General features: G+C 51.4%; 19 protein-coding genes. 11 read left to right on the top strand and 8 right to left on the bottom strand.

Annotated elements, in window-relative coordinates:
* The first annotated feature begins 71 nt into the window (after nucleotides 1-71).
* From ACE5LO_RS05320 to ACE5LO_RS05310, 3 genes are all read left to right on the top strand, one after another.
* Nucleotides 72-1106, top strand: coding sequence for a LacI family DNA-binding transcriptional regulator (locus ACE5LO_RS05320; RefSeq protein WP_375518984.1), 1035 nt, complete (start codon nucleotides 72-74; stop codon nucleotides 1104-1106).
* A 155-nt stretch (nucleotides 1107-1261) separates the two neighbouring features.
* Nucleotides 1262-3823, top strand: coding sequence for a beta-mannosidase (locus ACE5LO_RS05315; protein WP_375518983.1), 2562 nt, complete (start codon nucleotides 1262-1264; stop codon nucleotides 3821-3823).
* Nucleotides 3824-4084: 261 nt separating this feature from the next.
* Nucleotides 4085-5116, top strand: a complete 1032-nt coding sequence (locus ACE5LO_RS05310) for an ROK family transcriptional regulator (protein WP_375518982.1) — start codon at nucleotides 4085-4087, stop codon at nucleotides 5114-5116.
* 69 nt (nucleotides 5117-5185) lie between these two features.
* Here the strand turns inward: ACE5LO_RS05310 and ACE5LO_RS05305 are convergent, their stop codons facing one another.
* Nucleotides 5186-6226: a chymotrypsin family serine protease gene (locus tag ACE5LO_RS05305; protein ID WP_375518981.1), complete on the bottom strand. Its 1041-nt coding sequence runs from the start codon at nucleotides 6224-6226 to the stop codon at nucleotides 5186-5188.
* Between the two features lie 204 nt (nucleotides 6227-6430).
* On the opposite strand from ACE5LO_RS05305, the gene ACE5LO_RS05300 reads away from it, so the two are divergent.
* Together ACE5LO_RS05300 and ACE5LO_RS05295 are read left to right on the top strand one after the other, a co-directional pair.
* Nucleotides 6431-7159 carry a DUF1361 domain-containing protein gene (locus tag ACE5LO_RS05300; RefSeq protein ID WP_375518980.1) on the top strand — a complete coding sequence of 243 codons (729 nt, stop codon included), beginning with the start codon at nucleotides 6431-6433 and terminating at the stop codon, nucleotides 7157-7159.
* Nucleotides 7160-7220: 61 nt separating this feature from the next.
* Entirely contained in the window at nucleotides 7221-7421 is a 201-nt protein-coding gene (locus ACE5LO_RS05295; RefSeq protein ID WP_375354233.1) for a YwbE family protein, read from the top strand.
* Between the two features lie 18 nt (nucleotides 7422-7439).
* Here the strand turns inward: ACE5LO_RS05295 and ACE5LO_RS05290 are convergent, their stop codons facing one another.
* On the bottom strand, nucleotides 7440-8603 hold the full coding sequence (locus tag ACE5LO_RS05290; RefSeq protein WP_375518979.1) for a glycosyltransferase family 4 protein: 1164 nt from the start codon (nucleotides 8601-8603) through the stop codon (nucleotides 7440-7442).
* A 161-nt stretch (nucleotides 8604-8764) separates the two neighbouring features.
* Complete coding sequence (locus ACE5LO_RS05285; protein WP_375518978.1) at nucleotides 8765-10018, bottom strand: MFS transporter; 1254 nt, start codon at nucleotides 10016-10018, stop codon at nucleotides 8765-8767.
* A 206-nt stretch (nucleotides 10019-10224) separates the two neighbouring features.
* Between ACE5LO_RS05285 and ACE5LO_RS05280 the strand changes: the two genes are divergently transcribed.
* The 3 genes from ACE5LO_RS05280 (at nucleotide 10225) to ACE5LO_RS05270 (ending at nucleotide 16029) form a co-directional block, all read left to right on the top strand.
* The gene (locus ACE5LO_RS05280) at nucleotides 10225-11289 is read left to right on the top strand and encodes an FUSC family protein (RefSeq protein ID WP_375518977.1); all 1065 of its coding nucleotides are present in this window, start codon (nucleotides 10225-10227) and stop codon (nucleotides 11287-11289) included.
* Between the two features lie 179 nt (nucleotides 11290-11468).
* On the top strand, nucleotides 11469-13826 hold the full coding sequence (helD, locus tag ACE5LO_RS05275; protein ID WP_375518976.1) for an RNA polymerase recycling motor HelD: 2358 nt from the start codon (nucleotides 11469-11471) through the stop codon (nucleotides 13824-13826).
* Between the two features lie 370 nt (nucleotides 13827-14196).
* Nucleotides 14197-16029, top strand: coding sequence for an adenine deaminase (locus ACE5LO_RS05270; protein ID WP_375518975.1), 1833 nt, complete (start codon nucleotides 14197-14199; stop codon nucleotides 16027-16029).
* An 81-nt stretch (nucleotides 16030-16110) separates the two neighbouring features.
* Here the strand turns inward: ACE5LO_RS05270 and ACE5LO_RS05265 are convergent, their stop codons facing one another.
* Nucleotides 16111-17028 (bottom strand): helix-turn-helix transcriptional regulator, encoded by a 918-nt coding sequence (locus ACE5LO_RS05265; protein WP_375519043.1) that lies wholly within the window; start codon nucleotides 17026-17028, stop codon nucleotides 16111-16113.
* Between the two features lie 189 nt (nucleotides 17029-17217).
* Here ACE5LO_RS05265 and yicI point away from each other — a divergent pair, with 189 nt between their 5' ends.
* Nucleotides 17218-19536, top strand: coding sequence for an alpha-xylosidase (yicI, locus tag ACE5LO_RS05260; protein ID WP_375518974.1), 2319 nt, complete (start codon nucleotides 17218-17220; stop codon nucleotides 19534-19536).
* Between the two features lie 74 nt (nucleotides 19537-19610).
* Here yicI and ACE5LO_RS05255 read toward each other — a convergent pair whose 3' ends face one another.
* Both ACE5LO_RS05255 and ACE5LO_RS05250 read right to left on the bottom strand, forming a co-directional pair.
* Nucleotides 19611-20138 carry a TetR/AcrR family transcriptional regulator gene (locus ACE5LO_RS05255; RefSeq protein ID WP_375518973.1) on the bottom strand — a complete coding sequence of 176 codons (528 nt, stop codon included), beginning with the start codon at nucleotides 20136-20138 and terminating at the stop codon, nucleotides 19611-19613.
* Between the two features lie 206 nt (nucleotides 20139-20344).
* Complete coding sequence (locus tag ACE5LO_RS05250) at nucleotides 20345-21088, bottom strand: SDR family oxidoreductase (protein ID WP_375519042.1); 744 nt, start codon at nucleotides 21086-21088, stop codon at nucleotides 20345-20347.
* 170 nt (nucleotides 21089-21258) lie between these two features.
* Here ACE5LO_RS05250 and ACE5LO_RS05245 point away from each other — a divergent pair, with 170 nt between their 5' ends.
* Nucleotides 21259-22104, top strand: coding sequence for a helix-turn-helix transcriptional regulator (locus ACE5LO_RS05245; protein ID WP_375518972.1), 846 nt, complete (start codon nucleotides 21259-21261; stop codon nucleotides 22102-22104).
* A gap of 122 nt (nucleotides 22105-22226) precedes the next feature.
* On the opposite strand, the gene fsa is transcribed toward ACE5LO_RS05245, so the two are convergent.
* Complete coding sequence (gene fsa / locus ACE5LO_RS05240; RefSeq protein ID WP_375518971.1) at nucleotides 22227-22877, bottom strand: fructose-6-phosphate aldolase; 651 nt, start codon at nucleotides 22875-22877, stop codon at nucleotides 22227-22229.
* A gap of 162 nt (nucleotides 22878-23039) precedes the next feature.
* Here fsa and ACE5LO_RS05235 point away from each other — a divergent pair, with 162 nt between their 5' ends.
* A complete protein-coding gene (locus tag ACE5LO_RS05235; protein ID WP_375518970.1) occupies nucleotides 23040-23753 on the top strand; it encodes a TraX family protein in 714 nt (237 codons plus the stop codon).
* Between the two features lie 92 nt (nucleotides 23754-23845).
* Here the strand turns inward: ACE5LO_RS05235 and ACE5LO_RS05230 are convergent, their stop codons facing one another.
* Nucleotides 23846-25327, bottom strand: coding sequence for a methyl-accepting chemotaxis protein (locus tag ACE5LO_RS05230; protein ID WP_375519041.1), 1482 nt, complete (start codon nucleotides 25325-25327; stop codon nucleotides 23846-23848).
* Nucleotides 25328-25620 lie beyond the last annotated feature (293 nt).

The following is a 25620-nucleotide window of genomic DNA, read 5'->3' as shown; positions in this document are numbered from 1 at the left end:
ATATTTGTTAGGTTTTGTTATTGTTAAATATTTGTGCTACGATAGAACAAATAAATCAACGGGTGATGGATATGCGTGGGAAAGTAACCTTACAGGAGATCGCAGATGCAGCAGGCGTATCCAAGTTCGCCGTCTCCCGTGCGCTGGCGGGTAAACCGGGCGTAAGTGAAGACACGAGAGCAGCAATTGTGGAATTGGCCGGAAAGCTCGGTTATTTCAGGCAGGAGCAGCGAGGATTTGTACCTGGGCAGCCTGCGAAGCAGACCACTTGGAAGGGAACGGTTGCGGTGCTGTTTCCTAATATACGCAGCCAGAACAGGGAATCCAAGTATTGGGGGCCTGTTTTTGAAGGCATAGCGGATCAGCTGAATGCAAAAGGGTTGGATGTGCTTACATTGACAGAGCCCTCCTCGGACGACATATTTTCGCTGCTTAACCCTGAAGCCATCCGCGGCATTATTACGGTGGGTTCGATATCAACAGGAATTCTGCTGAATATCCGGCGTCTTGGCATACCGTTTGTCATGGTCGATCACAGAGATCCGGCTGTTCGTACGGACACTCTTTTTATAGATAATTGGGCGTGCATGGAGGAGATGCTTCACTCCTTAATCGCCAAAGGATACAGACACATGCAGTTTGTGGGTAACATTCATGACGCCTTCAGCTTTCATGAGCGCTGGTTCGCATACCGCTCAACGCTTGAAAGAAACGGAATCGAAGTGCAGCAGGACGAAAGGCTGTTCGCGGCGACAACCGCCGATTTGTCTGCTTGTCTCACGGACATCGCGGCCCGGGGCTTGCCGGAGCTGTTTGTATGTGTCAATGATATCACCGCCCAGCTGGTAATTGACGCCCTTGATGGCTGCGGAGTCCGTGTTCCTGCAGATTGCGGTGTCACGGGTTTTGATTATACGCATGAGAAGCACCCGATTGCGGCCACCGTCAGGATGGACAAGGAGCTTCTGGGCAGACGCTCGGTAGACCAGCTGTTCTGGAGAATCATGAATCCTTCCTCCCCTTGCGAAAAGATATCCATGGATGCAGAGCTCGTGATGAGGGGGCAATATCTCCCTGCTGCAGGCAGAGAAAAGGTGGCAAAATAGGATTTGGACAGCCGTTCGGGAAACCGGGCGGTTTTTTGCATTATTCGATAATTGTGTTTTTTGGTAATTGGTTGACCTTCATGAAGTCTGATGTTATTTTTGTTATGTAATAAACCTAACTTTTAGGTTAGGAGACGATGAACGGAGGGCCGATGATGGAGAAGTGGATACAACAGTTGGACGGATGGAGGTTCAAGGCAAGCGCTGATCAGGAATGGCTGCCAGCACAGGTTCCGGGCTGCGTACATACTGATTTGCTGCGCTGCGGCAAGATTCCCGATCCGTTCTATGGAACGAATGAACGGGAACTGCAATGGATCGACAAGCAGGATTGGGAGTATGAGGCCAATTTTGTGATCCCGTCGGCGGCGATAGCTTTGCAGCAATTGGAGCTAGTGTGTGACGGTCTGGATACTTATGCGGATGTAAGCGTTAACGGTGTATTGGTGTTTTCGGGAGACAATATGTTCCGTACCTGGAGGCATGATATCAAGCCGTTTGTTCATGCTGGTGATAATGTGATCCATATCCGCTTTCGCTCACCCATTCAGGAGGATCTGCCGAAGCTGAAAGAGCTCGGATACGGGCTGCCTGCGTCCAACGATCAATCCGAGCTTGGGGGGCTGGGGGACCGCAAGCTGAGCGTATTTGCCCGCAAGGCTCCATATCATTATGGCTGGGATTGGGGGCCGCGTTTTGTTACGAGCGGCATCTGGCGTGAGATCAGACTGGAGGGCTGGTCGGTCTGCCGCATCCAGGATCTGTTCATCCGTCAGGATGAAGTTCAGGCCAAGGAAGCCAAGCTTACGGCTATGGTGGGGATCGAGGCGGCGGAAGCCGGTTTTGCCCAGCTGCGGCTGATGGTAGACGGGCAGGAATGGACCAGCCAGGCGGAATTGAAAAAGGGCCTCCAGACGGTTGAAATACCGCTGACGATAGCTGATCCGAAGCTGTGGTGGAGCCGGGGACTCGGGGAGCAGCATCTGTATGATTTTCGTGCTGAGTTGCTTCTTGAAGGGCAGGTGATTGCAGAGCGCTCCGTACGGACCGGGCTGCGTTCAATTCGGCTTGTGCGTGAGAAGGATGACAAAGGTGCAAGCTTTTATTTTGAGCTCAACGGTGTTCCGGTATTCGCCAAGGGAGCCAATCACATTCCGGGCGACAGCTTTATTACGGAGGTTACGGCTGAGCGGTATCGGCACGAGGTGGCCAGCGCGGTCGAATCCGGCATGAACATGCTGCGCGTATGGGGAGGCGGTATTTATGAGGCGGATGTGTTTTACGAGCTGTGCGACGAATACGGGATTCTGGTATGGCAGGACTTTATGTTCGCCTGCAGCATGTATCCGGGGGATGAAGCATTTCTGAACAGCGTACGTCATGAGGCGGAGGACAATGTGCGGCGGCTGCGGAATCACCCCAGCATTGCCCTCTGGTGCGGCAACAATGAGATTGACACGGCATGGGCGCAGTATAATGAGCAGGGAGGCTGGGGCTGGAAGAAGGATTATACTCCTGAGCAGCGTGAACGGATTTGGGCGGATTATGAAGCTATTTTTCACCGTGTTCTGCCTGAAGTGGTCGAGCGGATAGCGCCCGGAAGCGAATACTGGCCTTCATCTCCTCTGATCGCCCTGACCGGTGATGCAGGGCAGCATGCGCATTCTTCATCCGCAGAAGGGGATATCCACTATTGGGGTGTATGGCATGCGGTGGAGCCATTTGAAAATTATAACGTATATGTCGGACGTTTTATGAGCGAGTACGGCTTTCAGTCCTTTCCGGAATATCGGTCCGTTCGCTCCTATGCCGAGGAGCATGAACTGGAGCTGGAGTCGGAAACGATGCTGGCTCATCAGAAGAACGGGGCGGGCAACCGGCTGATCAAGCAGTATATGGATATGTATTTGCAGGAGCCGAAGGATTTTAAAGCCTTTTTGCATATGAGCCAGATCCTGCAGGCAGATGCGATGGAGATGGCGATCGAAGCGCATCGACGCAGCAAGCCTTACTGTATGGGCTCCCTGTATTGGCAAATGAATGATTGCTGGCCGGTTGCATCGTGGGCCGGGATAGATTATTTCGGACGCTGGAAAGCGCTGCAGTATAGGGTCAAGCGCAGCATGAGTGATGTGCTGCTGTCGGTGGCCGGGCACATCAAGGGGATTGTATCATTTCATGTGGTGAATGACACCCTTCAGACCGTAGAAGGTAAGCTGAATGTGAGTGTACTGCATATTCTCGGAGGTACGGTCAAGCAAGTCGAACAGGACGTACAGGTTGATCCAAATGGAAGCGAAACGGTTTTAACTCTTGGTGTCGAGGAGCTGCTTGCGGGCAAAAAACCGACAGAGCATATACTGGTGGTCAGCCTGGAGGATGAGCAGGGTGAAACGAAGGCTGTGCGCGAGCATTATTTTGCGGGTATCAAGGATATGGCGCTGCCTGTCCCGCGTATCGAATGCCGGGAAAGCGGAGAAGGCGGGCGGTGGACAATTACATTGACATCGGATGTGTTAGCCAGACATGTGTGGCTGTCCGCAGAGCATGAAGGCATTTTTACAGATAATGACTTTGATCTTGTACCAGGAGTCCCCAAGACGATAGGCTTTTTGACCGGTGGCGGAGACAGCTCTTATTTCCAGCCGCAGGCGCCGGGGCAGGTTACGGTCCGTTCTATTACAGATTATGTTAAACAAACGGCTGCTCAACCGTGAGCTTGAGTATCTGGTTTTAATATTGCTACAGAAAGCATTCCTCCTCCAAGATGGTTTGATATTGCTGATCGAGAGCGTGAATCGCATGGAGGGGGAATGAGCATGTTTATCCGATGCTGAGGCACCGGATTTTTTTGTCTGCAATGGCTCGAAAGTAGTAGACGGTGATCAATTGAATTGTCTTTATGCTAATAAATTGGTATGATATGCTAATTAAAACTTATTAAATTCATTTAATAAGTTTGCATTGGGGTGGATGAAGTGAACGAATTAACATCAAGTCCAAAGTCTTTGAGAAAAATCATTCTGCGCGGCATCCGTACCGAATTGTTGAAGCATGGAAGTGCAACGAAGATTGAGCTCAGCCGCAAACTGGGCATCAGCTTTCCGACAGTAAGCAAGTTCATGAATCAGATGGAGAAGAGCGGGGAGGTGCTTTCGCGTGGACTGGATCATTCCGGGGGTGGAAGAAGGGCGGCCAGATACGAATACAATGCGGATTACAGGCTTGGCTTGGCCGTATTTTCAGAACGTAATGCAACAGGATATGTTGTCTTCAACTGCCGAGGAGAAGTGAAGGAGCGGAAGGAGATTGCGGGTGTGCTGACCAAAGATATCGAGAGCTTGGCCGAGCATGTCGAACCCCTAATTGCAAAATATCCGAAGATCAGCGCGCTTTCGATCGGCGTTCCCGCAGCCGTCAGCAAAGGACGCATCATTTACATACCAGGTAATGAGCAATTTCAGGATTTGAATTTAAAGGGCATTTGCGAACAGCGTTTTTCTATACCGGTGGTTGTGGAAAATGATATGAACGCCGCGGTGCTCGGCTATCATTTGCACTGCAGGCATAAGGACGCCTCCTCGCTCGTATATCTGTACTTTGGTTCGAACGGTCCCGGTGCCGGTGTGATGGTCAATGGCCAGCTGGTGCGGGGCAGCACCTCTTTTTCAGGGGAAATTTCGTTCGTTCCGCAATACGATAACCGCAACTTCCTGCAGGCCATGCATTTTGTGAAGGAGAAAGCGTTAAGCGCAGGGGCAGATTTCGATCCGGTGAGCAGATTGATTGCTTCGCTGGCCGCGATTCTGAATCCGCACAGGGTTATTTTTTGCCATGATGAAGTCACGTCGGTTATGCTGGCGCAAATTGCGACAGGCTGCACGGCATATATTCCGGCTGAGCACCTGCCAGAGATGGCGGTCAGCAACTGGAGAAAGGACTATCTCAACGGCTTGCAGGGCCTGGGACTGGAGCTGATGCTTGCCGAGGCGGATAAAAACGAGGAATAGGAGACAACATGGCTTGCGGCCATGTTGTTCTCCTCAGAAAAGTTGAATGCCTTGTTCAGCACACTGAAGTCATCCCTGCACTCTTCGCTTTGCGGTTTTTGGCTTGCAGTGGGTCAGCTCTTTGGCTGTAAGCGGACGGGTGCAGGAGCATGAAGAAGCGGCGCGGCGCTTTATTGCTGCGGCTTTGCCTGATGGCTGTGCCACCTGCAGACCGAAGGCCCGCATCGCTCTTTCCACAGGAAAAGCAAGGGAAATGCGTCCATCCTGCGAGCCTGCAAAATTGACGGCCGTCGCGTAATTGTCGCTGCTCCGCAGCCATACGGAGCCAGAGTCTCCCGGTAGTGAGACAGGCTTTGCACCACGTATGACGCTTTGGTTGTGGAAGCTTAGTGTACCTAAATTTTCACCGTATTCCACTTGTACATCCGTATGGATCGATTCTACCCTTCCGGACACCCGCCCTGTCGTGCGGCCGACTTTTTTCATCTTTTCTCCAACCTTGTAAGACGTAACATATCCCGGTACGTCCCCGACAGTGGCGTAGCGGGGAGTAACAAGATTACTGAAGCGCGGGGCGGATATGGCGGCATCCATTAAATTTTGCCCGGATTTGCGCAGCTTCACGTAGCGGTACAGCGTTCCTACCCGGTCGGAAGAAAGGGTTCCGCCATCTGCTCCGCCAGGCTGAAGCGTGGGGATCAGTCCACCTTTATTGTCCGGGTTCAGGACATGATTATTGCTGAGCATATAGGTCACACCCGACTGCTTCGGCTTGGCAACGATGAGACCCAAGGTACCGGAATACTCTGTCGTTCCGATGCTGTAGCCGGCACGTACGGGACGAATCCGCCGCTTGTAGCTGGCATTCGTCCTGAAAGGCTGTGAACGCACGATGCGGACCGGCGCACTTGTTCCAGTTGAATGGACCGCTACAGTAGAAAGAGCGGATCTGGCTGCAGATAATGATTCCGTGTAAATGATGACGGCTGCCCCTTTTTTGCGATTCTTCGGGTCTTTGTATCCGACTCCTACTCCAAAAACCCCTTTGGCGGCAAGCCATTTTTTTGCATGTTTATTTTTCATTTTCAGCGCTGCTGCGAAAGTTGCCAACCTGATCACTCCTCCTTTGTATTCACACAAGCAGTTTATGGGGAAGGAGGACTTTTTGTTTAAGTTTTTCTTATTCTTTGGAACATTGTGGAATAAATCAATTTGTTGTACACTTTCGGGTACAGGGCGCCACGATGTCCACTTCATGGAGAAGGAGCTTTTCTATCAGACGCTGATCGGGTTTATCGATGAAAAGGAGGCTGCATGCATACAGGATTGAAATCACTGAACTATCCTCGCAAGTTAATGATGTTTGGACTGCTCGCTCTGGTGTCCCTTGTCAGCACCCTGTGGATTTTGAATGTAAAGCTGCCGTCGGGCAGAGCCCCCTACACCTTTATTTGGTGGAATATGCTGCTGGCATGGATACCCGCTGTGCTTACCATCATATTGGATGTTTGTTATGCCATGAAGCGCCGCGGGATCAGGAGTCTGCTGCTGACGGGTGCGGGCATTGTGTGGCTGGTTTTTTATCCGAATACGCCTTATTTGATTACGGACATGCTGCATGTGTTTGCAAGATATCCATTTCATCCTGGTGAACGCTTCTGGGTGGATACTGACTTTTGGAACCATACGTTTGCCATGCTGCTTGTAAGCTTGACAGGTTTGATGATGGGGAGTATGCTGTTGGACTCCGTGAGGCAATTGGTGCGCAGGTCATTCGGGCGGATGGCGGGTGTGCTGTTCGCCGTCATGGTGCTGCTGCTCAGCAGCTTCGCCATTTATATCGGACGTTTTATCCGCGGCAACTCCTGGGATATCGTCAAAGACCCGGTCTCACTGTACAAGCAATTGGCCGAGATTTGGTCTGCTCCTTCCGGGCAGGAGCATATGCTGCATTTTTGCGGGATGATTTTTGCCGTTCTTGCGGCGGCTTATATGCTGACCTTGGCCGCATCCTTGAACCGGAAGCCTGCCAAGGGAAAGTGATCAAGCATACACGTTGAAGAGCTCGGAAGATTGATTGACAACAGGAAATGAGGTGTACAGCATGAATGGACAAAAGAGAGCGGATATCCGGCCAGGGCTGCTCGTTGATATTGTTTTAAAGCAGGACCAGCGTACAGGTAAGCTGACGCGGGGAACGGTCAAGGACATCCTGACCAATTCACCCGCCCATCCGCACGGCATTAAGGTGCGCTTGACGGACGGGCAGGTTGGGCGGGTGCAGCATATTATCGGGCAGCAATAAAAGCTGCGGAGCATGTTGCTACATACGCGCCGCAGGTTTGATTTGCGGAGAAGCTGCCCTCCGGTAGCTCGCAAGCAAACGTCTGAAAATACTGTCCCAGGAATGGGCTCTGCTGCTTTCCCGTCCGGCGTCAGCAAGCCGGCGGCGCAAAACGCCGTTATCCAACAGCAGGGCTGCCGCCTCCGCGAAAGCAGCGGCATCATTGGCAGGACACAGCCAGCCATTGTCCCCGTGGCTAATCAGGTCCTTGACGCCTCCTTCTCCGGCTCCGATCACCGCGGTTCCGCTTGCCATCGCTTCCAGCACAACGTTGCCAAACGTCTCGGTGGCCGACGGAAACAGGAACAGGTCGGCTGCCCCATACCACTCGGCCAGATCCTTACCGGTGACAAAGCCGAGCTGTTGCACCGAATCCGCAGGCAGCCCATGCGCGGCGGCATCCAGGCTTCGGCTAAGCGGACCGTCCCCGGCAACAACGAGAACTGCCTCGGAGCGCAGCCGCCCCGGGAGACGCCTGAACGATTCCATGAGGACATCGATGCCTTTTTCAGGCGCAACCCGGCCTACATATAAAATGATGTATTTACGGGGTCTGATGTTCCACTTTGACCATAACTGCTCCCTTTGTCCTGCAGGGGAGAAAAGATTTACATCAATGCCTCTGCTCCATATTTCCAGATTGCGGAAGCCCTTGTTTTTCAATTCGGAAAAAGTGGATTGCGAAGGCACATAGACTCGCTCACAGTTTCTGTGAAACCACAGCATATACTTCCAGAGCGCGGGTTCCAGCCAGCGCAGCCTGTAGTAGTCGAGGTACTTATCGAAATGGGTATGATAGGATGCGACAAGAGGGATATGATGCTTTGCCGCGTACGAGGCACCGAACAATCCGAGGTTGAAGGGTGTAGCGACATGAATGAGTGTGGGGGAGAAGGAGCTAAGCCGGTTGTTGATCTGTTTGGCGTTGGGGATCGCCAGCTGACATTCCTTGTACAGAAAAAAGGGGATGCTGCGAAAACGCTCTACGTCCGGGCCCGCAGGCCGAGTCCTGTCGCCCTCCGGCGCGAACACGATACAAGGCACTCTGTGCTCGCGCAAGTATTCCGTCCATCTCGCCAAAGTCAGTGCCGCACCGTTAACATCCGGCGCAAAGGTATCCGTAAAAAGCGCCACCCGAAGCATACAATTTCCTCCCTCATCATAACTAACCGATGAAAGACCTAAAAGCGGTCTGTCTTCTTTGCAAGTACGTCGAAGACGTTTTCTTCATTATGACAGGGCTTTGTATGCTGAAATTCAGCTTAATGTAAAGGCAGCGTCACAAAGGCGTGCAGACGGCATGTTTATCCATGTACGCTAGATTTGGCCGCGATGGTCCGGCGTTCCCGGAACATGATGTAGTATAGAAGAGATGAAACGACATACAGCAGGCCCGTGATGCTGAAGGTGATGGCATATCCCCAATAGTTCCCGTAGGTCGTTACGAGGTACGACTGCACCGGTCCCATGGTGGCCCACCCGAGCATGAAGGCGGTTTGCATCAGGGAGTTGGCTGTGCCGCGCCGTCTCGCTGATATTTTGTCCATCATAACGGCCGATTGAATGGGATTTGCCGCATTCATGAGCGCCTGCCGGAACAGAAAGCTGACGGATGCGCCCCACAGCACATTGGTAAAACCTGTGACCAGCAGAAACGGAAGCGACAGCAGCTGAAAGCAGACGACCGCCTTGACGGAACCGAGCCTTGCGGCAAGGAACGGGCCGATCAGCATGGAGACAATCGTCATGATCTGCCCCAGGGCAATCAGCAGGCTCATACCGCTCCATGAAACGTCGAAACGGTTCGTAAAGTATAGATTAAGGTAAGGAATCACCAGACCCGAGCCAAAGCCGATCAGAAGCTGTGTAATCACAAACTGCGCGATAAGCACACGCTCACGTTCTGGCAGTGCTGCGTCCGTGCCGCTGTCAGCCGCAGCCGCTTTGCTGTCCACAGGGGCCGCAGCCTCCGGGGTTTCAGCTATGCGGATCAGAGGCAGGAAGGAGGCAAGCGTGGAAATGCCACCGGCCATCAGCACGGCCTGCAGGCTGGCCGTCCGGCCAAAGCCCCAGGATTGCAGCAGATCTGCAATGACGCCGCCGCCAAGGCTGCCGATAACCTGTGCGGCAAGCACAAGCGACGAATAGTAACTGAACATGCGCAGCCGGTCGGACGGTTTTACATTTTCAGTTAAAAAGGGAATGGCCAGCACCTGAAAAAAGGCAGCAAAAATGCCGCTAAGCACGGCGAACAGCAGCATGCCTGGCTCTGCTTCCAGCAGCGAGCGGCCGGCAAAGACGGCCCCGCTGACCCATGCTCCGGCCATCAGCATCCGCTTGCGGCTGAGCCTGTCGCCGAGCAGGCCGACCGGGATGAACATAAGAGCGGTTGCCAAGGACTGGAGGCTGACGACGCTGCCGATCATCGATTCGTTATAGCCGAGGCTTTCGATATATAGGTTATACAGCACAGAGAACATACCTGTGCCGATCTGGTACAAAATGTTAGCGATGAAAAAAAGCCTGATATTCCGCGGCCACTGTTGAAATGATTGCATGAATGCTCCCCACCCTGTTGTTAAAGCGATCTTTCTATTCTAGCAGGGTTAAGCAATTTGCGGAAGAAGAAAGAGGGGCCTTCCGTCAGAGCACCAATTGAATTAATATGGGTAATAATAATCAATGGACAGTTTCTCTTAAGTTGTTTATATTATTTCGGTATGAATTATTTTGGAGAAGCAGTTTTACCGCAGGAGGGATTTTTTTGGCATTTGGAGCACGGGTGTTAAAGACGGGCATTGCCGTGACACTGGCCCTCTTTTTAAGCTCATTACTCAATACCCAATCGCCCGTGGGCGCCGCTATCGCAGCCATTTTCGCCATGCAGCCTTCCATTTACCGTTCCTGGCGCTATTTTCTGGATCAGCTGCAGACCAGCACATTGGGTGCGATCGTGGCTCTGGTGGGGGGAATGGTGCTTGGCAATCAGCCTATTGCCGTCGGACTTGTCTGCAGCCTGGTCATTATCATTTGTCTTCAGCTTAAAATGGCCGATACCATCGGTCTGACGCTGGTCACCGTCGTTTCCGTCATTGAGACAGCCGGTGACTGGCAGTTTGCGGTTTCGCGCTTTGCGCTCACCCTGATCGGCATCGTTTCGGCTTTTCTCATTAATATATTGGTCTTCCCGCCCAAACCGAAGAAGCAGTTTGTCAGCCATATTCAAAGCGTGTTCGCAAAAATGTCGCTGCTGCTGCGGACGGCCATATCAGATGAAATCAAAGAAACGGTGTTTCGTGAAGAAAAAAACAATCTGGAAGGTGCTATAAAAGGCCTGTCTGACAAGTACAACCTGTTCGAGGAAGAACAGAAGAAGCTCAGGAGAGCCCGGTACAGCCAGACCCGCGAGATGGTCGTTTACAAGCAAATGCTGCTCAGCCTTGAAAAAGGGTTTGAGGTGCTGGACGCGGTGGAGCGGCACTATTTCCAGGCTGAGCGACCTGATGGGACGGACCAGTTCTTCGACAATCATCTGGAGCAGCTTATCCGCTTCCATGAGCACGCGCTTTTGAAATTTGAGGATAAGCTGAAACCGAACGACGATGAATCGCATATTTTTGAAGAAGAAAACCGCATTTTTATGGAATCCGCCATTGACCGCTATGACCGGACCCAAGAGGGGGTGCTGAGGCTGGCCATCGTGGCGGCGGCCATGTATGACTACGGCCATCAGCTCAGCCGTTTGAGCAGGCTTGCCGATCATATTCACCGTGGGGATGAGGGCAAGGATCAGTCCGAGGGACTGAAGGCGTGGCTGCGCAGATCATAACCGCCGGGATATACATCGTAATAAAAAGCAAAGGACGCCGGCGGCGTCCTTTTTAAACTGATTTACACAATATGGATGACAAAAAACTAAAATCCCCTCCCTTCAGGACTTGAGTTGCTGCCGGGAGTTTATACTAAAGTGTAGTCCGGGTGTGGATGAGAAAGAGGAGAGATGCCAAAATGGATCAGGAATGGACAAAGGAGCAACAAAGGGTAGACGAAGTTACTTCCGATATCCGCGGCCGCATCCGCAAACTGGAGGCCGAGGTCGGCCGTGTCCGGGAGGATGTCGTCTCCATGAGAAAGGATTTCTGGGATGAAGTGACGATGAACTTCAGCGAATCCGATGATGTGGGCGAAACGTCCACAAGCCTTCGTCAGCAGTCCCAGGTGTTATCGGACCGTGAACAGCGGCACAAGCAGTCGGCGGCTATGCTGAACCGGTTAAACCGTCTGCTGCAGTCACCCTACTTCGGAAGAATTGATTTTGCGGAGGCAGAAGGCACAGAGGAGAAAATTTATCTTGGCATTGCATCCCTGATGGATGATGATGAGGTGGACTTTCTTGTCTATGACTGGCGCGCTCCGATATCCAATTTGTATTATGACAGCACGCCAGGACCTGCTTCCTATGAGACCCCGTCAGGTGCCATAGAAGGAGAGCTCACCCTGAAACGGCAGTTTGTGATCCGCGACGGGCGCATCCGTTTCATGTTCGATACAGGGGTAACGATCGGGGATGAACTGCTGCAGGCTGTTCTGAGCCGCAGCTCCGATGCCCAGATGAAAAGCATTGTGGCCACCATCCAAAAGGAGCAAAACCGGATCATCCGTGATGACCGCAGCCGGATGCTTATTGTACAGGGGGCAGCCGGAAGCGGTAAAACGTCTGCGGCTCTCCAGCGTGTAGCGTATCTGCTCTATAAGTACCGCGACCGCCTGAGTGCGGATCAGGTCGTGCTCTTCTCGCCAAACCCGATGTTTAACAGCTATGTGTCCACCGTTCTGCCCGAGCTTGGCGAAGAGAACATGAACCAGACCACGTTCCAGGAATACCTGGAGCGCCGTCTTGGCAGGGAGTTTCAGCTTGAGGATCCGTTCGAGCAGCTTGAATACGTGCTGTCCGCGTCCGGCCAGCCGGAATATGAGGCGCGGATGGAAGGCATCCGCTTCAAGTCGTCCCAAATCTTTCAGAGCATGATTGAGGGCTACAAGCAGCGATTGGAGCGGGAAGGCATGATGTTCAAGCCGGTCCGTTTTCAAGGCCGCGAGGTCGTATCCGCCGCTGAGATGGTCCGGAAATTTTATGGTTTTGATCCTTCCATCCAATTGGCCAACCGTCTGGAGCTGCTGCGCGAATGGCTGCTGAAGGAACTGGCAGCATTCGGGAAAGCGGAGATTTCGGCCCCATGGGTCGACCAGCAGATCGAGATGCTGTCCAGTGAAGACTACCAGCGCGCCTACAACCGGCTGCGCCGCAAGAACAAGGGACTCGGCGAGACATTCGACGATTATGACCGTGAGCGGAGCATTCTGGCCAAAATGGTGGTCAGCGACCGCCTCAAGCCCTTGCGCAAATGGATTAAAGCGCTGCGCTTTGTTGACATCACGCGATTATACAGTGAACTGTTCCGCAACAGGGAGCTTGCAGAGTATCTGTCCGGCGGTACGGAGCTTCCTTCAAGCTGGGCGGATCTGGGCAGGCTGACACTGGAGCGGATCAGCGAAGGTGGGCTGGCCTATGAGGATGCGACACCGTATTTGTACCTGCGCGAGATCACGCTCGGATTTCGCTCCAACAGCGGAATTCATCATGTATTTATCGATGAGGCACAGGACTATTCGCCGTTCCAGCTGTCTTTCCTGAAGCGCCTCTTCCCAAGAGCGAAAATGACGGCTCTCGGCGATTTCAACCAGGCCATCTACGCCCATGCTTCGGTGCTTCAGAACGCAGGCCCTCTGGCGGAATTGTACGGCCCCGATCAGACGGAACTGATTTCCCTGACCAGGAGCTACCGTTCCACGAAGGAAATTGTGGAGTTTACACGTGGGATGGTTGCCGGCGGAGAGCACATCATTCCGTTCAACCGCAGTGGAGGCATGCCGGAGGTGAACGAGATTGGCACGCGCGAAGAGCTGCATCAAAGGATAGCAAGGGATGTCGAAGCTTTGCTGGGAGAGGGTTATGAATCCATAGCCGTCATTTGTAAAACGGCCGGCGAAAGCTCTGCAGTTCATGAAGCGCTGAAGAAGCTGCTGTCTGTCAAGCCGCGGCTGATCAAAAAAACGACGCCTGCCTTTGAAAAAGGGATTCACATCATCCCCGCTTACCTGGCAAAAGGCGTTGAGTTCGACGCCGTCCTGATTTATGACGGTTCAAGCGGGCAGTACGCACGGGAAAGCGAGCGCAAGCTGTTCTACACGGCATGCACCCGGGCGATGCACTTGCTTCATATCTATTCTCTTGGCGAAACAACACCATTTGTGACAGAGCAATCCCCTGACACGTTCATTTATAGCGTGCTAACTAATAAATAACCCTTCATGGGATATCTCGAAAAGACCATTTTGGATTTAAAAGAGCGAGTATCGGTTAACGATGGTCTGACCTTCCGCCGATACTCGTTTTCTCTTACATACTTGGTGTAGCGCCTCTAAAAAATATGTTCAGAAATTTGGGGGCAACAGCGATTGTAGGAATGTTCTCGGAGCGTCTCAGACGATCGTTGTCACAATTTATTCCATCACTGGGAAGACTATCGTGTAGATGCACAAAGGGCTGCACCAATTTTAGTTATTGCAACAGCAATATGTCATCTGATTTTACAAATCCTTACCTGCGGGATTATAATACGAGTCATATATTTTTCACCGGATTAGCAATTTTGAGAAAATGGAGGAAGTCCATATGAGTCTATTTAAACGTCCTGCGCTTGCGGATTGTGTTCCTGAGCTTGTGGCCACTGCAAGAGGGGACCGTCCGGCTTCGCTTGTCATTCGCGGCGGCAGGCTCGTTAATGTCGTTTCGGGGGAGATCATTCCGGGCATGTCCGTGGCCATACAAGGTTCCCGGATCGCCTATGTCGGCAAGGATGTCAGCCATACGATCGGCCCGGACACGGTTATTATTGAAGCAGAAGGACGTTATATCGCGCCTGGTCTGCTGGATGGACATTGTCATATCGAGAGTACCCAACTGACCGTGACCGAATTCGCGAAGGCGGTGCTTCCGCTGGGCACTACCGGAGGATTTTTCGATGCCCATGAAATTTCCAACGTGCTCGGCCTGAAAGGCCTTCGCCTCATGCTTGATGAAGCGCGGACAACTCCGATGGCCGCTTATATGCAGGTCGCTTCCTGTGTGCCCTCCACGAATGCGGAACTGGAGACAACCGGCGCTTCCTTCGGCCCCGGGGAGGTGGCTGAGGCGCTAAGCTGGGGGCCGGATATGATTGGCCTCGGGGAAGTAATGAATTTTCCCGGTGTTGTGTATGGCGAGGAAACGATGCTTGGCGAAATACAGGCAACGCTGCGTGCAGGCAAGGTCGCGGATGGACATTTTACGTGGGCGTCCGACGACTGGAGGCTGCCTGTGTATGCGGCCAGCGGTATTACGGGAGACCATGAGTGCGTGACCCCCGAGGATGTCGCGGAGCGGATTCGGCTGGGCATGTACGCCAAAATGCGGCAGGGCTCTGCCTGGCATGATGTGGCTGAAACGATCAAAGCCTGCACGGAGATGGGGTTGGATACCCGCCGCATGATGCTGGTGACGGATGACCGCAGCTCGGAGTCGCTGCTCAAGGAAGGACATATGAATTTTGTCGTGCGGCATGCCATCGCCCAAGGGGTGAAGCCGGTCACCGCTTTCCAGATGGCGACGTTGAATACGGCGGAACGGTTCGGGGTGGCGCGGGATATCGGATCAGTTACTCCCGGCTCCATTGCGGACATCATTCTGCTTGATGGCAGGCTTGCGGATGTGAGAGTGTCAGCAACCATTGCCGCCGGGCGTCTTGTGGCCGAGAACGGCCAAATGATTGCAGGCTGGGACAGCTTTACGTATCCCGCTGAGGCCTTGAATACAGTGCATATTGACCGGACGATTCTTGCCCGCGATTTCGCGCTGCCAGCACCGGTTCGTGCAGGCGAGGCGGAGGCACGGGTCATTAAGGTAACGGAAAACCATGTGGACACGAAAGAAGTTAAAATGATGGTTCCGGTAGAAGAGGGGGAGGCTGTTACAGATCCCGGCAAGGATTTGTGCAAAATCGCCGTCTTTGAGCGCCATAAAGAAACAGGCAACAGCGCTGTCGCTCTGGTTACCGGCATCGGATTTACGGAGCCTGCTGCCATAGCCATGACCGTGGCGCATGACAGCCATAACCTGCTCGTGATCGGCAACGATGACGAAATGATGGCCCGTGCCGCCAATCAGGTCATTTCTATGAAGGGCGGGTCCGCAGTGGTGTCGGCTTCAGGGGAGGCTTTAATGCCGCTTCCGATCGCAGGTCTGATGTCTCCCGCTCCGTTTGCCGAGGTTGCGAAGCAATCCGAAGGCATCAGCACAGCCCTGCAGCATGCGGGCTGCACGCTCAATAACGCATTTATGACGCTGTCGCTGCTGGCGCTCGTTGTCATTCCGGAAATCCGGCTGTCCGACAAGGGGCTCGTAGCTATCGGGGGGGACGGCATTCACATGGTTTCGCTGTTTACAGCTGATGAGACAGAGAAAGTATAGCAAAGACATTTGTTTGGGAGAATAAGCAGCAAGCGGCTTCCGGTCGGAGGCCGCTTTATTGTGCTTTACGCCTGCGATCGGTCAAAGCGGAAGCGGCATGAACGCAATCTGCTGCGAGCCATGCTCCTTGCGGTAGCAGGAAGGAGTCATGCCATTCCATTTTTTGAACGTGGCAATAAAATAGCTTAGGTTATCGAAGCCCACCTCCAGCGCGATATCCACCACTTTACGGTCGCTCTGCTCCAGCAGCAGACTGGCCTTCTGAATACGGTAATGGTTAATATATTCAATCGGACTTTTCTGCACCATCTGCTTGAAGAACCGGCAAAAATGGCCCTCGCTCATACCCACCTTGTCGGCAATGGCTTTCAGCCGGACAGGCTCCTGATAATGCTCATGGATGTAACCGAGCGCAACTTTGATACGTTCCACCTTGGAAAGACCGGTGTTCGCTTCCAGCGGTTCTCCTGCAGCCGGTGTCATCTGCGGATACATGCTGGCGAAGATGGCATACAATTGTGCTTTGGTGGAAATTTCCTTCGCCGGATGCCGCGTCTTGTGATCCCGCAAAATTTTATTCAATGAATCCAGTATTTCCCGGTCCCAGGTTTCCGTTCCTTTCATATGGACCGGCGGCAGCAATGTTTTGTGAAGAACGGGTTCGATAAAGCGCTGCTGGATTACATCGGGGCCATGGCTGAGCAGCATTTTCGGGTCAAAGACAACGGCAGAGAAAACACAGTGGTCATCATGATGCAAATAGCCGGCATGCAGCACGCCGCTGTTCACAAACAGCGCTTCACCCGCCCTGACCTCCGTATGCTCCATATCTGTCTGAAAGAGGGCGCTGCCCTTGCGCACGAGGATAAACTCCATTTCGTCATGCCAATGGCAGTCCAGTATACAATTGCCGTTCAACTGCTCGACATCGGGATATACGCTTACGGGGAATGACGGGTCGCCATGTATCCGGTTTTCGCGGAGCGTTTCGCGTCTCATCATACATACTCCTAACTGAGGCTGAAAAGCCACATCTAATCTCAAATCCATCAATATTGTGTTACTATTCATCAAAATATCAAAAGAAAACCCTTTCTTAAATCAATATTATTATAATTAAGAATTCGTTAAATTCCAATATAACAGCAGTTTTTACCTATGCAGAAGAGGTCAAGGAGGAAACAGGCAATGAAATTTACAGACGGCTATTGGATGATCCGCAAAGGTTATGAAGTTCAGAATCCGGCGGATGTTCGGGATATTGTGACAGATGGTTCTTCCATGACGGTATTTGCCGCCACCAAAAGAATCGAGAGAAAAGGGGACACGCTGAACGGCACGCTCCTTAAAGCGACGTACAGCTCGCCGATGCCGAATGTCATCCGCGTTACGCTCAATCATCACAAAGGCCGGGTTAAAAAAGGCCCTGAATTTGAAATTGGGACACAGCCGACAGAAGTGCAAATTTCCGAGCAGGAGGAAGCGGTTGTGCTGCAGAGCGGCAAGCTCAGTGTCCGAGTCGGACGGGGCAAGGGCTGGGATGTTGGTTTTCATTATGATGGTACCCGATTGACCGGCAGCAACTACCGTGGTCCGGGATATATCAAGGATCCTCAGGAGAAGCCTTATTTCAGGGAACAGCTTGAGCTCGGTGTCGGAGAGTATGTTTATGGCCTGGGTGAACGTTTTACACCGTTTGTCAAAAACGGGCAGGTTGTGGATATCTGGAATGAAGACGGCGGGACAAGCAGTGAGCAGGCGTATAAAAATGTTCCTTTTTACCTGTCAAGCAAAGGTTACGGCGTGTTCGTCAACCATCCGGAGCGCGTCTCTTATGAAATCGCATCCGAGAACGTATCCAAGGTACAGTTCAGCGTGGAAGGCGAAACTCTGGAATACTTCATTATCGGTGGCAAAGATCCGAAAGAGGTGCTGGATAACTACACCAAGCTAACCGGCAAGCCTGCGCTTCCTCCGGCATGGACGTTTGGCCTGTGGCTGACGACCTCTTTTACAACCGATTATGATGAAGCGACGGTTAACCATTTTGTGGATGGCATGGCTGAGCGTGATCTTCCGCTGTCTGTCTTCCATTTCGACTGCTTCTGGATGAAGGAATACCAATGGTGCGATTTTGAATGGGATAAGGATATGTTCCCTGATCCGGAGGGCATGCTGCGCCGTCTGAAAGAAAAAGGCCTTAAAATCTGTGCCTGGATCAACCCGTATATCGCAGAGAAATCGATCCTGTTCGATGAAGGCATGGAAAACGGATATCTGGTGAAAACCGCCGACGGCAGCGTATGGCAGTGGGATATGTGGCAGGCTGGCATGGCCCTTGTTGACTTCACCAATCCGGATGCGGTGGCATGGTACCAAAGCAAGCTGGCGACACTAATCGATCAGGGCGTGGATTGCTTCAAAACCGATTTTGGCGAGCGTATCCCGACCGACGTTGTTTATTATGACGGCTCCGATCCTTATAAAATGCATAACTATTATACTCATTTATACAATAAAGCTGTTTTTGAATTGTTGGAGCAGAGACTCGGCAAAAATGAAGCAGCCCTGTTTGCCCGTTCCGCTACGGCTGGCGGCCAGCAATTCCCGATTCACTGGGGCGGCGATTGCTCCTCCACTTATGAATCGATGGCAGAGTCTTTGCGTGGAGGACTGTCGCTCGGCTTGAGCGGATTTGGCTTCTGGAGCCATGATATCAGCGGTTTTGAAAATACGGCAACACCGGATGTCTACAAACGGTGGGTGCAATTTGGCTTACTGTCCTCCCACAGCAGACTGCATGGCAGCTCATCCTATCGTGTGCCATGGCTGTTTGACGAGGAAGCGGTGGATGTGGTGCGCGTATTTACGAAGCTGAAATGCTCCCTGATGCCATATCTGTACAACTCGGCCGTCGAATCCTCTGTGCGCGGATTGCCGATGATGCGGGCGATGCTGCTGGAGTTCCCGGACGATCCGACAACACATGCGCTTGACCGCCAGTACATGTTTGGTGAATCGCTGCTGGTCGCTCCGATCTTCAACGAAGAAGGCAGCGTGCAGTATTATGTGCCGGAAGGACGCTGGACGAATCTGCTTACAGGCGATGTAGTGGAAGGTGGCCGCTGGCACAAGGAAAACCACACCTTCATGACCTTGCCGGTGCTGGTGAAGCCGAACAGCCTGATCGCATTTGGACGTGAAGACAGCCGTCCGGATTACGATTATGCCGATGGCGTACAGCTTCACTTGTTCGAGCTGGAAGACGGCGCTGCCGCGAAGAGTGTCGTGAGCAATACAGCCGGAGAAGTTGAGCTGACCGTATCCGTCAAGCATGAAGGTGGGAAGCTGTCGATCTTGTCTGAAGGAGCTGGCAAGTCTTGGAATCTTGTGCTGCGTGGAATCAGCGAGGTGTCAGGCATTGACGGAGGAAGCAGTGAGCAGGGCAGTCAAGGTATCATCATCACACCGGCTGCTTCAGCGGGAGCTGTAACTGTAACTCTGTAATCCGCATGGCATTGAAATAGTATAACGGCCGTCCCATTATTGATAAAATGGTGGCGGCCATTTCTTCATCATACTCATTCGTCCAGCTTCATTAATTCCGGCAGGTCCAATGACATGGAAATGTTGCACAGCATGCCTCTGGCGAGAAAAAGCAAGGTTCTTTCAGCAGGATTGGCAATGCCGGCATCAACAAAAGCATCAAGCACCATCTGTCTGATGTTGCTGAAGCCTTCCCGCATCACTTCAACGATCGGGGCATCCATAATCGTCTGTGCTTGCATTTGCAGCAGCACTTCATTGCGGTGCTCATACATAATTTTCTCATAGGCGGTTATGAGTTCTTTCTCCAGCAGTTCAGGCGGAACAGTGCTCACAACCTGGTTGAAGGAATCGGCGATCCGAGTCCAGGACGCCTTCAGCGCTTCCAGCAGCAGTTCCTCTTTGGTGGAAAAAAACTTGAAAATATACGGCTGCGAAATATTCGCCCGCTCTGCTACTTTGGCCGTGGTTGCCCTGTAAAATCCTAATTCCGCAAAAACTTCAATAGCGGCGGAAATAATATCGCTCTGCCGGCTGGCGGAAACCGATGAACTTTTTGCCATAGGTAGCATCATCCTTCTCTTTTTGAGCACTCGTGATTAATCAATCACTAAACAAACTATACACGGCCGCCAAACAAAAAGCAATAACGATGCTGCGATCATTGTCATAACGGTAATAAACAAAAAATGCAGCAGGCCTGAGAGATTCAGGGCTGTTGCATTTTCAATGTTCAGCTATATTGCTGTATGTGGTTCACATTCATTTTTCACCAAGGGAGTGGTCCGTTTTCGTCAAAGAATCCGCCGGTTGGACCATCTTCAGGAAGTGTTGCCAGCTTCACCACGACATTCGTGGCTTGCTCAACCGTGCGAATACCTGTAAAACCGTTCAGATCAGTAGCTGTAAAGCCCGGGCAGGCAGAGTTTACTTTGATGTTGCTATCCTTCAATTCAAAAGCGAAATGGACAGTAAGCGCATTAACTGCTGTTTTCGAAGCATTGTACACCAATATTTTGCGATCGTAATATTCAAAGGCTGGATCACTCTGAAAGGTAAGCGACCCCAGTCCGCTGGACAGGTTCACAATCCGTCCGGCTTCAGATTTGCGCAGCAGAGGCAGCATCGTTTTCATTATGGCAAATACCCCGAAGACGTTGAGTTCAAATGTTCCTTTTAGCGCCTCCATTGGAGTTGTGGAAGGAAGTGATATCTCTTCAAGCTTCCCGACAACACCACCAGCATTGTTGATCAGAACGTCAAGTTTGCCATACTGCTCGTCAATCTTTTGTGCAGCCGCATCGATGCTTGCCTGATTCGTAACATCGAGTTCAATGAAAGATGCGTTAATTCCTTCGGTACGCAGTTTTGCTTCTGCTACAGTGCCTCTTTCCTTATTTCTTGCCCCGACGAATATCGTATGGCCTTGTAAACCGAGCTGACGTGCCGTTTCGAATCCAATCCCCTTATTTGCTCCTGTAATCAGGATAACTTTCTGTTCTTGTACTGACATCATGATTCCTCCCGATAAATTGATGTGAATTGCGCATTGAAATTTTTGACTTGCTGTTATAGGCACATCTATAAGGTATAATAGTTAGTAATTGTTAACGAGGGGCACGTTTATCCTAGGAGAAAAACTCCCATAATCTTTTAGATAAGCTATAGAGAGGGCTGAAGGATTTGTTAAAAGTAGACCGCCGTCAAGAATTGGCGCAGTTTCTGCGGAGCCGCCGGGAACGTATTTCACCACAGCATGCGGGAATTATGGAGGGAGGGAGGCGGCGTACCCCGGGTCTGCGGCGTTCGGAGGTCGCGATGCTGGCCGGAATGAGCCAGGATTGGTATACCTATCTGGAGCAGGGCAGGGATATTCAAGTATCCTCCGAAGTTTTGGAAAGCCTGGCCCGTGTTCTTCAATTAAATGCCAACGAGCGAAAGCACTTGTTTTTGCTTGCCCATAGACATTTCCCGGTAGAAGAAAAATCTTCTGAAGTACGAATAAGCGCCACACTCCAGCATTTTCTCGACCAAATGGAGATCCATCCGGCCAGCGTAATTGATGCCAGATTAAATATTGTCGGATGGAATAATGCCTTCCGCTCCGTTTACGGCAATTACGATGAACTCTCTGAGCGGGAACGGAACTTGGTATGGATTACGTTTACCTCTGATTATTTCCGCCAGATCAAGGGAGAGCATTGGGAGGAAGCTGCACTGCGCTGTCTGGCCCAATTTCGTGCCGGGTACGGTCGTTTTGTAGAGGATCCGTGGTGGTCCCAGCAAATTGCGGAATTGTCCGCCATCAGTGAAGAATTCAAAGCAATGTGGCAGCGTCAGGAAGTGATCTATGCATCAGAAGGACTAAAGCAGCTGTATCATCCGGTTGCAGGTGAACTGACTTTTCATAATTTATCGTTTACAGCGAATGAATCACCCGAATTGCAGGTTGTCATTAATATGCCCTTTGAGGGAACGGATACGGCAGAGAAGGTGCGGCAACTTTTAGCAACAGGGAATTTTGCCTAAAACTTCGGTAAAATAGACGGAAGCATGGCCAACAAATACGCCGTGTTTATGATTTTGTCAAAGAAAAAAAGGATTACAAATGCAAAACAGGCTGCACCGGAATGCAGCCTGTTGATTAACTTTTATTTTGTTTGGGGTACTTTCTCCCAGTCCCTCAGGAAGCGCTCAATACCGATGTCCGTAAGCGGGTGCTTCCACAGGGCGGGAAGAAGGGAGCCAGGGATGGTTGCGATATGCGATCCCGCCAGGGCAGCGTCCTCCACATGCTTGATATTGCGGATGGAGGCGGCAATAATTTCCGATTTGAGATCATGGAAGTCGAGAATTTGCCGCAGGTCACGAATCAGCTGTAAACCGTCCACGGCAATGTCATCCAGACGACCGACAAACGGGCTGATGAAGGTAGCGCCAGCTTTGGCGGCCATCAGGCCCTGAGCGGCGGAAAAGATAAGTGTGACATTGGTCTTGATGCCGTTCTTGGACAGCTCATGGCAGGCATACAGACCGTCCTCGGTCATCGGCAGCTTGATGACAACATTGGAAGCCCATTTTGCGATTTCGTAAGCTTCCTTCAGCATTTCTTCCGCCTTAAGGCCGATCACTTCAGCACTTACAGGGCCTTTGACGATGCTGCAGATTTCCTGAATGACTTCCTTGAACACTCTTCCTTCCTTGGCGATCAGGGAAGGGTTGGTGGTTACACCGTCAACAAGGCCGAGACGCTCAATCCGCTTGATTTCCTCAATATTGCCGGTATCCAAGAAAAACTTCATAAAGAACTCCTCCTCAGTTTTTGTGCTCAGTTTAGATTCTGCAAAATGAACGGAAAACAACCCTCAATCTGCAAAAAATTGTTGTTGATAGCATTATACTGGCTTAAAAAGTATAATTAGTATGTGAATGCGGCCGAATAAGAATGCGGGAGGCAATGACTATTGCACTGGATTGCGATGATCACGATGCTGATCGACCATATTGGAGCGGTGTTTCATCCGAATGAACTCGCTCCATGGCGGATTATAGGAAGGATTGCCTTCCCGCTTTACACCTTTGCCCTGTATCTGGGGTATCTGCACACCAGGAATATGAAACGCTACATGATACGTTTATTTGTGCTGGCTTTGCTGTCACAGCTGCCCTTTATGTTTGCATTTGGCACAACCGGCCTGAACGTTATTTTTACGCTGCTGTTGTCTCTGCTGGCACTGGCGGGCGCAGACAGGCTGAGAAGGCCGGGTCTGATGATTCCCTTTTATATTATTATCGGGGCATTTATGGAATGGTCCCATATGGATTACGGCGCATATGGTCTTGGACTTGTACTGATCTTCCGCTATACGAGGGGGATGTGGATGGTCCTCACCCATTTTGTGCTGAATCTTTTGTATGAGCTATGGAATTATCGTTATATCGGTTACATATATTATCAACCATTTACGATGGTTCAGCATTACAGCTTGATCTCCACTGTTGTGATCAGTCTGTTTCAGTCAAGTCCGGGGGTGTTCCGCAGGACGGCTCCGCGTTGGCTGTGGATCAGCTTTTACCCGGTTCATCTGGCAGTCATCGCGCTCATTATTATCCATCAGATCGGCTTTGAAGCGGTTTTGGATAAAATTGTTGACGATTTCTATAGCAAGCACAGGTAAAAAGCTGCACGGAGCAGCAGAGAACGAAGCCATTCCGGAAAAGCGTCAGCGTTCACCTTTGGAGGAATGCTTCGTTATTTCCTGCAAGTGGTCTATGTCTTTGGCGGCTGCTCCTCGGCAACCATGAAATAAGAGGTAAGCTCCTGCAGCTCTTCAGCCATAATGCTTAGCTTATTGGACGAAGCGGTGATGGTCTCTATCGATGCCCACTGATCCTTTACGGTCCGGGAAATTTCGCCGCTGCTGGCCGCTGTTTTGCTGATCATGGCTGACAGGTGATCGGAAGCAGTTTTCATTTCCTGAATACCGGCCGAAGTTTCGACAGTTGCTGCACACATGTACTGTACCTGCTCTGTCACCTGGGCGATGGCTTGCTGCATGTTCATAAATACGTCTGAGGCCATTTTAACCATTTGTGATGTATCGCCAGCCGAATGGCTACTCCCCGTCAAACGATGAACGATTTCCATCCCTTCATCAGAGCGCTGCCGCAGCAGCTCCGTTTCTCTTGCCAATTTGCTGGAATATTCGGTTGCGGTCTGCAGTACGTTAGCCATGTCGGACATGGCTAGCGCGCTGTCAGCGGTGGCTTTGGCCTGTACGCCTATATTCCCGGCAATTTCATTAACATTCCGATTGATGACATTGGCATTGCTGCCGTTTTGCTCACAGATGGCAAGCAGCTCCTTGGAGGATTCACTCACCTCGTCCGTTGTTTGCTTTACTTTGGCCATAATGTCGTTCATTCTGCTGATCATATGGTTGAATCTTTCATTCACCTGACCAAGGTCGTCTTTTCCAGTCTGGATACGGATATCCAGTCTGCCCCTGCTGACTTCCTCAATACCGTTGATCAGAGCCTTAACGGGAGCAAGGGTTCCTTTGACGACAAGATACTGCAGCAGCAGACAAATGATAAGAAAGCCGGCAAGAATGAGGAGATTATGAACAACCAGCCTCTCCAGACCGTCACGTATCACGCTGGCGTCGGCGTCTACGGCAAAATAGGCGAATTTTTTGTTGGTTTCGTCCATGATCGGATAGATGATGGTGGTGAATTCGCCGAAGCTGTCCTGATAAATGTCGGTAAAAACCGGCTTGCCTGTATCCAGCATTTTGCCCAAGGCTTGCGCCACTTCGGTCGGTTGCTGGTACATATCACCTACATCCAGCTTCCATTTCTGCTTCATTTCTTGTTTCAGAGGGGTCGGCATGGCTACGATGGACGTACCGAGACGGTTTTTCCCGCCAAGCTCTGTGCCGAAAATATAAGCATACTCGATATTGGGATTGTGTCCGGACACGGCATCCAGATAGGTCCGCAGCTTTGTCTGGGCCGGCCCATTGTAGCTCTGTTCCTTCATGGCTATGCGGACAAGACCGGAATCCAGTCCTGCATACCACTCCGCCGTGGTCCTTTCAATCTGATTGCGCAACTGATCTGTGAGGATGCTTCGCTGGTTAAAATAGCTTGAACAAATGAGTGCCGTGCCAATCAGGGTAATATTCATGAACGACAATAACAGATTTTTATGAAAAAAAGATAGTGTGCGCCAATTCAACAAAACATCCACTCCTATATTGCGATAATTCGACAATGGCCGACAAATTCATCATAATCGATCTTGAATACAAACATCAATGAAATGGTGGATAATTCTATGAAACACGTTATAATTAGCCTGAAATCTATAAGTGCGAGTTCAAAAAGTCAGGTTTTCAGCACCAAGAAGATTGGATGAAGCAAGGGACTGAGGAGCGGAGCGTACTTGGGGTACGTGAGCACCTGAAATGTTTCCGTAGGAAACATGCTTCGTAAGCATCCGCTTAGGCCCGGCTGAATTCAAGATTCGATGTCGAGTCCGCT

Source organism: Paenibacillus medicaginis, assembly GCF_042138635.1.
In the GTDB taxonomy this organism is placed as follows: domain Bacteria; phylum Bacillota; class Bacilli; order Paenibacillales; family Paenibacillaceae; genus Paenibacillus; species Paenibacillus medicaginis.
Note: the sequence above shows the minus strand (reverse complement) of the source record. Positions and strands in the feature narration are given on the sequence as shown.

What these genes read in the sequence shown, in the direction of transcription:
- ACE5LO_RS05320 (WP_375518984.1), top strand. Translation starts at nt 72, where the DNA reads ATGCGTGGGAAAGTAACCTTACAGGAGATCGCAGATGCAGCAGGCGTA.
- ACE5LO_RS05315 (WP_375518983.1), top strand. Translation starts at nt 1,262, where the DNA reads ATGGAGAAGTGGATACAACAGTTGGACGGATGGAGGTTCAAGGCAAGC.
- ACE5LO_RS05300 (WP_375518980.1), top strand. Translation starts at nt 6,431, where the DNA reads ATGCATACAGGATTGAAATCACTGAACTATCCTCGCAAGTTAATGATG.
- ACE5LO_RS05295 (WP_375354233.1), top strand. Translation starts at nt 7,221, where the DNA reads ATGAATGGACAAAAGAGAGCGGATATCCGGCCAGGGCTGCTCGTTGAT.
- ACE5LO_RS05290 (WP_375518979.1), bottom strand. Translation starts at nt 8,603, where the DNA reads ATGCTTCGGGTGGCGCTTTTTACGGATACCTTTGCGCCGGATGTTAAC.
- ACE5LO_RS05285 (WP_375518978.1), bottom strand. Translation starts at nt 10,018, where the DNA reads ATGCAATCATTTCAACAGTGGCCGCGGAATATCAGGCTTTTTTTCATC.
- helD (WP_375518976.1), top strand. Translation starts at nt 11,469, where the DNA reads ATGGATCAGGAATGGACAAAGGAGCAACAAAGGGTAGACGAAGTTACT.
- ACE5LO_RS05270 (WP_375518975.1), top strand. Translation starts at nt 14,197, where the DNA reads ATGAGTCTATTTAAACGTCCTGCGCTTGCGGATTGTGTTCCTGAGCTT.
- ACE5LO_RS05265 (WP_375519043.1), bottom strand. Translation starts at nt 17,028, where the DNA reads ATGAGACGCGAAACGCTCCGCGAAAACCGGATACATGGCGACCCGTCA.
- yicI (WP_375518974.1), top strand. Translation starts at nt 17,218, where the DNA reads ATGAAATTTACAGACGGCTATTGGATGATCCGCAAAGGTTATGAAGTT.
- ACE5LO_RS05255 (WP_375518973.1), bottom strand. Translation starts at nt 20,138, where the DNA reads ATGGCAAAAAGTTCATCGGTTTCCGCCAGCCGGCAGAGCGATATTATT.
- ACE5LO_RS05250 (WP_375519042.1), bottom strand. Translation starts at nt 21,088, where the DNA reads ATGTCAGTACAAGAACAGAAAGTTATCCTGATTACAGGAGCAAATAAG.
- fsa (WP_375518971.1), bottom strand. Translation starts at nt 22,877, where the DNA reads ATGAAGTTTTTCTTGGATACCGGCAATATTGAGGAAATCAAGCGGATT.